The organism is Streptomyces glaucescens, from assembly GCF_002154375.1.
In the GTDB taxonomy this organism is placed as follows: Bacteria; Actinomycetota; Actinomycetes; order Streptomycetales; family Streptomycetaceae; genus Streptomyces; species Streptomyces glaucescens.
In genome coordinates this window covers 1-7,246 of record NZ_MUND01000056.1, presented here as the reverse complement: position 1 = coordinate 7,246, position 7,246 = coordinate 1, and the positions used below count along the sequence as shown (strand labels likewise).

At 73.9% G+C, this 7,246-nt stretch carries 6 protein-coding genes and 1 pseudogene; 5 read left to right on the top strand and 2 right to left on the bottom strand.

Annotation, left to right across the window (positions count from 1 at the left end; genetic code table 11):
* Positions 1-462: pseudogene (locus tag CCN42_RS04460) on the bottom strand (peptidoglycan-binding domain-containing protein); the annotation flags it as partial.
* 197 nt (positions 463-659) lie between these two features.
* Between CCN42_RS04460 and CCN42_RS04455 the strand changes: the two are divergent.
* Positions 660-2,729: an MDR family MFS transporter gene (locus CCN42_RS04455; protein ID WP_086733165.1), complete on the top strand. Its 2,070-nt coding sequence runs from the start codon at positions 660-662 to the stop codon at positions 2,727-2,729.
* A 20-nt stretch (positions 2,730-2,749) separates the two neighbouring features.
* Here the strand turns inward: CCN42_RS04455 and CCN42_RS04450 are convergent, their stop codons facing one another.
* Positions 2,750-3,259, bottom strand: coding sequence for a GNAT family N-acetyltransferase (locus CCN42_RS04450; protein WP_086733164.1), 510 nt, complete (start codon positions 3,257-3,259; stop codon positions 2,750-2,752).
* A gap of 140 nt (positions 3,260-3,399) precedes the next feature.
* Between CCN42_RS04450 and CCN42_RS04445 the strand changes: the two genes are divergently transcribed.
* The 4 genes from CCN42_RS04445 to gap all read left to right on the top strand — a co-directional run bounded on the left by CCN42_RS04445 (position 3,400) and on the right by gap (position 7,132).
* Complete coding sequence (locus CCN42_RS04445; protein ID WP_086733163.1) at positions 3,400-4,056, top strand: hypothetical protein; 657 nt, start codon at positions 3,400-3,402, stop codon at positions 4,054-4,056.
* A gap of 5 nt (positions 4,057-4,061) precedes the next feature.
* Positions 4,062-4,883, top strand: a complete 822-nt coding sequence (locus CCN42_RS44160; RefSeq protein WP_245877145.1) for a hypothetical protein — start codon at positions 4,062-4,064, stop codon at positions 4,881-4,883.
* A 185-nt stretch (positions 4,884-5,068) separates the two neighbouring features.
* Positions 5,069-6,025, top strand: coding sequence for a GlxA family transcriptional regulator (locus CCN42_RS04435; RefSeq protein WP_086733162.1), 957 nt, complete (start codon positions 5,069-5,071; stop codon positions 6,023-6,025).
* Between the two features lie 108 nt (positions 6,026-6,133).
* Positions 6,134-7,132 carry a type I glyceraldehyde-3-phosphate dehydrogenase gene (gene gap / locus CCN42_RS04430; RefSeq protein ID WP_086733161.1) on the top strand — a complete coding sequence of 333 codons (999 nt, stop codon included), beginning with the start codon at positions 6,134-6,136 and terminating at the stop codon, positions 7,130-7,132.
* Positions 7,133-7,246: the final 114 nt, after the last annotated feature.

The following is a 7,246-nucleotide window of genomic DNA, read 5'->3' as shown; positions in this document are numbered from 1 at the left end:
GACGGCGACGACCGCGCCGGAGACGACGAGCGCGGCGGTGCGGCGGCGGCGCGGATGGTCCCGCCCGGTGTGCCCGGGGTGCCCGGGGCCCTTGGGGGCCGTCCCCCCGTCCCGCGCGCCCTCGTCGAACAGGTCGAGGTCGCCGGCGCTGGGCGCGGCGGCGGGCGGGGCCAGCGGGGTGGGCAGCACGGACGTGGGCTGCTCGGGCTCCACCGGGCGCAGCGGCATGGTCAGCTCGGCGTCCGCGGGCCCCTCGGGGGCGGGCTGCGGTCCCCCGGCGCCGTCCAGGTCGACGTACGGGCGTATGCGCAGCGGGTCGAAGTCCTCCGCCGCCGCCTGCTCGGCCGTACGGGCGTCGCGCAGCGCGTCGGCCGCTCGCTCGCCGCAGGCGCACGACGGGGTGTTGTCGGCCCCCCGGACCGCCCCGCACTCCGGGCACGTGTGTCCCTTCGGCTCCGCCACGCTTCGTCCCTCCCCCTCGCGAACCACGGTCCTCCTGGCGAACCCCGGCCCCTTCGCGAACTCCAGTGATTATGCAGATTTCGTGGAGGCCATGGCCGCGCCCCCGGCCGATCCGTGCCGCTTCACAGGACTCAACAGGCCATAACGGGTCACACCGATGACGATGGAATGTGTCGGCCGAGCCTCGGGAGGTCTTCATGGCCGAGGATGCGCGCAGCACAGCGGCTCAGCCGCGCGGCCCGCAGCGCGGGGTGGATACGCGGGAGCATGTCTCCGGTGACGTCCTGGTCTCGATCGGAGCCCTGCTCCTCGGCATGCTGCTGGCCGCGCTGGACCAGACGATCGTGTCCACCGCGCTGCCGACGATCGTCAGCGAGCTGGGCGGCATGGACCACCTGTCGTGGGTGGTCACCGCCTATCTGCTGGCGTCGACGGCCGCCACGCCGCTGTGGGGGAAGCTGGGCGACCAGTACGGGCGCAAACGGCTCTTCCAGACCGCCATCGTGATCTTCCTGATCGGCTCGGCGCTGTGCGGCATGGCGCAGAACATGCCCCAGCTGATCGCCTTCCGCGCGCTCCAGGGACTGGGCGGCGGCGGGCTGATGGTGCTGTCGATGGCGATCGTGGGTGATCTGGTGCCGCCCCGGGACCGGGGGCGCTACCAGGGGCTGTTCGGTGCGGTCTTCGGCGCGACCAGTGTGCTCGGACCGCTGCTCGGCGGCGTCTTCACCGAGCACCTGAGCTGGCGCTGGGTGTTCTACGTCAACCTGCCGGTCGGTGTGGTCGCGCTGGCCGTGATCGCGGCCGTGCTGCACATCCCGCGCAAGACCGCCCGGCACGTCATCGACTACCTCGGCACTTTCCTCATCGCCTCGGTCGCCACCTGCCTGGTGCTGGTCGCCTCCCTCGGCGGTACCACCTGGAGCTGGGGATCGCCGCAGATCATCGGCCTGCTGGTGCTCGGTGTGCTGCTCGCGGTGGCGTTCGTCGCGGTGGAGCGGCGGGCGGCGGAGCCGGTGCTGCCGCTGAAGCTGTTCCGGATCCGCACCTTCACCCTGTCCGCGGTCATCAGCCTGGTCGTCGGTTTCGCCATGTTCGGCGCGATGACGTACCTGCCGACGTTCCTCCAGGTCGTGCAGGGTGTGTCGCCGACCATGTCGGGCGTGCACATGCTGCCGATGGTGCTGGGCCTGCTGCTGGCGTCGACCGTGTCCGGGCAGATCGTCAGCCGCACCGGCCGCTGGAAGGTGTTCCCGATCGCGGGCACCGGCATCACCACGTTCGGCCTGCTGCTGCTCCAGGAGCTGGACGAGAACAGCTCGGACGCCCAGATCAGCACCTTCTTCTTCGTCTTCGGTCTCGGTCTCGGCCTGGTCATGCAGGTGCTGGTGCTGATCGTGCAGAACGCGGTGTCGTACGAGGACCTGGGCGTGGCCACCTCCGGCGCGACGTTCTTCCGGTCCATCGGGGCCGCGTTCGGCGTGGCCGTGTTCGGCACGGTCTTCGCCGGGCGCCTCGGCGACAAGCTCACCGCCGCCTTCCGCGGCGCGGAGCTGCCGCCCGGCGTCTCGGTGGACGCCCTGGAGGGCGATCCGCGCGGCCTGGCCCAGCTGCCGCCGGAGCTGCGCCCCGCGGCGCTGCACGCGTACGCGACGGCCATCACGGACGTCTTCCTCTACGCCGCGCCGGTGGCCCTCGTCGGCTTCGTGCTGGCCTGGTTCCTGAAGGAGGACCGGCTGCGCGGCTCCGTCACCGCGCCCGATGTGACGGAGACGCTCGCCAGCAACCCGGTGGAGCGGTCCTCGCACGACGAGGTGTGCCGGGCGCTGTCGGTGCTGGGCACCCGTGAGGGGCGGCGCGAGGTGTACCGGAAGATCACCGCACGGGCGGGCTACGACCTGCTGCCCGCCGCGAGCTGGCTGCTGCTGCGGATGAAACGGTTCGGCTGGGTGGAACCCGCGGTGCTCGCCGAGCGCACCGTCGTGCCGCTCGGCGTGCTGCTGGAGGCCGCCCGGCAGGTGGAGGAACGGCGGCTGGCCGTCCGCGAAGGACTCGACCTGGTCCTCACCGAGCGGGGCCGCGAGGTCGCCGAACGACTGGCGCACGCGCGGGAGGAGTCCCTGGCGGAGCTGCTCGGCGACTGGTGGAGGCCGGGCCGGCAGACCGACGACCTCGCGGAACTGGTGCGGGAGCTGAACGCCGAACTGTGCGGCTCGGACCGGGAGCAGCCGCACGACGGGCGCCCGGCGGCCTCCCGGTCCGGCTGACACCACCCCAGTCGGACGAGTCAGCCGAGGTTCTTGGCGAACCAGTGCTCGGCGTACGGTTCGTCGTTGTGCGGGGCGGTCTCCTCGTAGCCGAGCCGCGCGTACAGCGTCCGCGCCTCCACCAGGTCGCCCCGCGTGTCCAGGACCAGCCGGCTCGCGCCCAGCGCGCGGGCGGCGTCCTCGGCGGCGGCCACCAGGAGGGCGGCGCCGCCCTTGCCCCGCTGGTCCGGCAGCAGGAACACCCGCGTCAGTTCGGCGACCGCCGGGTCCGCGGTGCGCCGTACGCCCGCGGTGCCGGCGGGCGTGCCGCCGTACCGCGCGACCAGCAGCCGCCCGTCCGGCGGGGTCAGGCCGCCCTCGGCCCCGGCCGCGATCTCCCGCTCCAGCTCGTCCGGGTCGGTGCGGCGGTCCTCGTGCAGCAGGTACCAGCGGTCGCTGACCTCCGTGTAGTACGCCCGCCACAGGGCGAGGGCGTCGGGGGAGTCGACGGGCTCGGGTGCGACGGTCCAGGCCGTCGTCGAAGAGGTCATGGCGATCATTCTCGGGAGGCCACCGGGGGCGCACGCAACCGGATTTGAGGCCGGGGCGGGCCCTCCGGTCGGGCCGCCGTCGTTTGGGGCCCCGCCGTGGGGCAACCCGGACAGCGACCGAGAACCCGGAGGGCAACCACATGTCCACAGGCTTGATCGTTGCGTTGATTGTGATCGGGGTGGTCGTCGTCATCGGCGCCGCCCTGTTGATGCGGCACCGCGGAGCGACCGGCGGACGCGACCTGAAGCGGCGCTTCGGGCCCGAGTACGAGCGGGCCGTCGCCCGGCACGACGGAGACACCAAGGCCGCCGAGCGGGAACTGACCGAGCGGCTGGAACGCCATGGCGGCCTGCGCGAACGGCCGCTGGAGCCGGCACTGCGCCGTGAGTACGAGCAGCGCTGGCAGATGGCGCAGGAGCGGTTCGTCGACTCGCCGCGCGACGCGGTGACCGAGGCGGACCGGCTGCTCGCCGAACTCGCCGGAGTACGGGGCTTCCCGGACGGCGGCCACTACGAGGAACAGCTCGCCGCCCTGTCCGTGCACCACGCGGACCACGTCCACGGTTACCGGCGCGTCCACCGCATAGCGCGCGCGGACGGCGGCGCCGACGGGCAGCCGGAGCAGGCCGCCACGGAGGAGATGCGCGAGGCGATGGTCGAGGCCCGCGCCCTGTTCGAGGACCTGGTCGCCCCCGCCCGCCACGACACCGGTGACCGGCGGCCCCCGTCCCACGCACGCCGGGAACGCACCCACCAGTCGTGGGGGTTCACCCGGCACCACGCCAAGGGGAGTTGACACAGATGACCGATACGCCACGGCGCAGCGAGGACGAACTTCGGCGCCCCAGGGGCGGCGAGATCCCGCCCGGCGACCAGCCCTCCGCCCCGGGCGACGAGGCCATGCGCCCGGCCGAGGGAGGCCGGATCCCCGGCACCTCCGGGGCTCCTGGAGCGCCTGGGGGCCCTGGGGCCTTCGGGCCCGCCCCGGGCGAGACCGCGGGAGCCCCCGGCCCCGTGCCGGGGGCCGCGGGTGACATCCCGGGGACCGCGGGTCCCCTGCCGGGCGCGGGTGGCCGGCCCTCGGGCGGTACGACGCCGGGCGACCCGGCTCCGTCCGCTGACGCCCAGTACCCCGGCGCGCATCCCCCCGGCCTCCAGGCCCCGGGCGGCCAGTCGCAAGGCGCCCGCACCCCCACCGTCCAGCCCCTCGGCACCCAGCCCCCGGGCAACGGCGCCCCTTGGGCCGCCAGTGCGCCCGGTGACCAGCCGGGAGCGGGGCAGGCCCCGGACTTCAGCGGGGTCGAGTCGGGCCGGGCCCGCTCCGACAAGGCGTCGCATCTGGCGCCGCTGCTGCCGCACAGCGAGACGGACAAGCTGGCGGAGCGGATGCGGCACGCGGTCGCCGGGTTCGTCGACGGGCCGCGGGCGGCCGTGGAAGAGGCCGATCACGTGATGGAGGAGATCGCCGCCCGGTTCACCGAGGCCATGGCCGAGCGGCGCCGCGATCTGCGCCGGTCCTGGGAGGCGACCGACGAGTCGACCTCGGTGACGACCGACACCGAGCAGCTGCGGCTGGCGCTGCGCGACTACCGCGAGCTGGCCGACCGCCTCCTGCACCGTTGACCCGGCCGGCCCGGTCACTGAGCCAGTGGCCGGGCCTGCCCTGCCCCTGTCCCTTCCCCTGACCTGATCATGGGCGAGCGGCGCACCGGGCCGCGCAGCGGGCGTCTCGGCCTCACGTCCCAGCGGGCGTCTCACGTCACGTCCCAGCGGGTGTCTCGGCGTCACGCCCCGCGTAGCCTCTTCCTGTGTCAGCCTCCCGCCTGCATCGCGTCGCCGTCCTGGTGCTCGAGGGTGCGAAGCCGCTCGACGTCGGCATTCCCGCGCAGGTCTTCACGACCCGCGCGAGCATGCCCTACGAGGTGCGGGTGTGCGGGGCGACACCCGGCCTCGTCACCGGCGGCGACGGCCTCGCCTACTGCGTCGCCCACGGCCTCGACGCGCTCGCGTGGGCCGACATCGTCTTCGTCCCCGGCTACCGGTTCCCGGACCGCGACGACCCGCCGCGGGCCGTCGTCGACGCGCTGGTCGCCGCCCACGACCGGGGCGCGCGGCTCGCCGCCATCTCGACGGGCGCCTTCGCGCTCGCCGCCACCGGCCTGCTCGACGGCAGGCGCGCCACGACGCACTGGCACTACACGCGGGCACTCAGGGCGAGGCATCCGCTCGTCCGGGTCGACGAGAACGTGCTGTTCGTCGACGAGGGCAGTGTGCTCACCTCGGCCGGTGCCGCCTCCGGCATCGACCTGTGCCTGCACATCCTGCGCGGCGACCTCGGAGTGGCCGCGTCCAACCACGCGGCCCGGCGTCTGGTCGCGGCCCCCTACCGCAGCGGCGGACAGGCCCAGTACGTGCCGCGCAGTGTCCCCGAGCCGCTCGGCGAGCGGTTCGCCGCCACCCGCGAGTGGGCGCTGCACCGACTCGGCGAGCCCCTCACCCTCGACCTGCTGGCGCGGCAGGCGGGGGTCTCGCCGCGCACGTTCTCCCGTCGCTTCGTCGAGGAGACCGGTTACACGCCGATGCAGTGGGTGATGCGCGCCCGTGTCGACCTGGCCCGCGAGCTGCTGGAACGCTCGCAGCGCGGCGTCGAGCAGATCGCCGCCGATGTCGGGCTCGGCACCGGCGCGAACCTGCGCCTGCACTTCCAGCGCATCCTCGGCACCACGCCGACCGACTACCGGCGCACCTTCACCCGGGGTGAGTGACCCGCCGGGCGCGGGCGTGGCGGGATCCTTTTGAACCGTGGCGATCACGCCACTGTCTGTGGCGCGGGCCGCGGGCGAGCCTGGTGGCGAAGGGAAGGGACACCACTCATGACTCGCATCGCCATCAACGGTTTCGGCCGCATCGGACGCAATGTGCTGCGCGCCCTGCTGGAGCGTGACAGCACGCTGGAGGTCGTCGCCGTCAACGACCTGACGGAGCCCGCCACTCTGGCCCGGCTGCTCGCCTACGACAGCACGGCCGGCCGACTCGGGCGCCCGGTGACCGTCGACGGGGACGTCCTCGTCGTCGACGGCCGCCGGATCACGGTGCTGGCCGAGCGGGACCCGGCGCGGCTGCCGTGGGCCGACCTCGGCGTGGACATCGTCCTGGAGGCCACCGGCCGCTTCACCTCGGCCAAGGCCGCCCGCGCCCACCTCGACGCGGGGGCGAAGAAGGTGCTCGTCAGCGCGCCGTCGGACGGCGCCGACGTCACGCTCGCGTTCGGCGTCAACACGGACGCCTACGACCCGGCCGTGCACACGGTCGTCTCGAACGCCTCCTGCACCACCAACGCGCTCGCGCCGCTGGCCGCGGTCCTCGACGAACTCGCCGGTATCGAGCACGGGTTCATGACGACGGTGCACGCCTACACGCAGGAGCAGAACCTGCAGGACGGTCCGCACCGCGACGCCCGCCGCGCCCGGGCCGCCGGTGTCAACATCGTGCCGACCACGACGGGCGCCGCCAAGGCGATCGGCCTGGTGCTGCCGAGCCTCGACGGCAAGCTGTCGGGCGACTCGATCCGCGTGCCGGTGCCGGTGGGCTCGATCGTCGAACTCAACACGACCGTCGCCCGCGAGGTGACGCGCGACGACGTGCTGGCCGCGTACCGGGCGGCGGCGGAGGGGCCGCTGGCCGGCATCCTCGAGTACTCGGAGGACCCGCTCGTGTCGTCCGACATCACCGGCAATCCCGCCTCGTCGATCTTCGACTCGGCCCTCACCCGCGTCGACGGCCGCCACGTCAAGGTGGTCGCCTGGTACGACAACGAGTGGGGCTTCTCGAACCGTGTGATCGACACGCTCCAGCTCCTCGCCACCGGCTGACCGGACGCCGGGACGGTGCCCTGTCCGGCGCCGGGGAGGTGCTCCGCCCCGAACCTCCCCGCGCCTACCGCCCCTCGCGTCCCTCCCGCCACCGCCGTACGACGTCCTCGACGT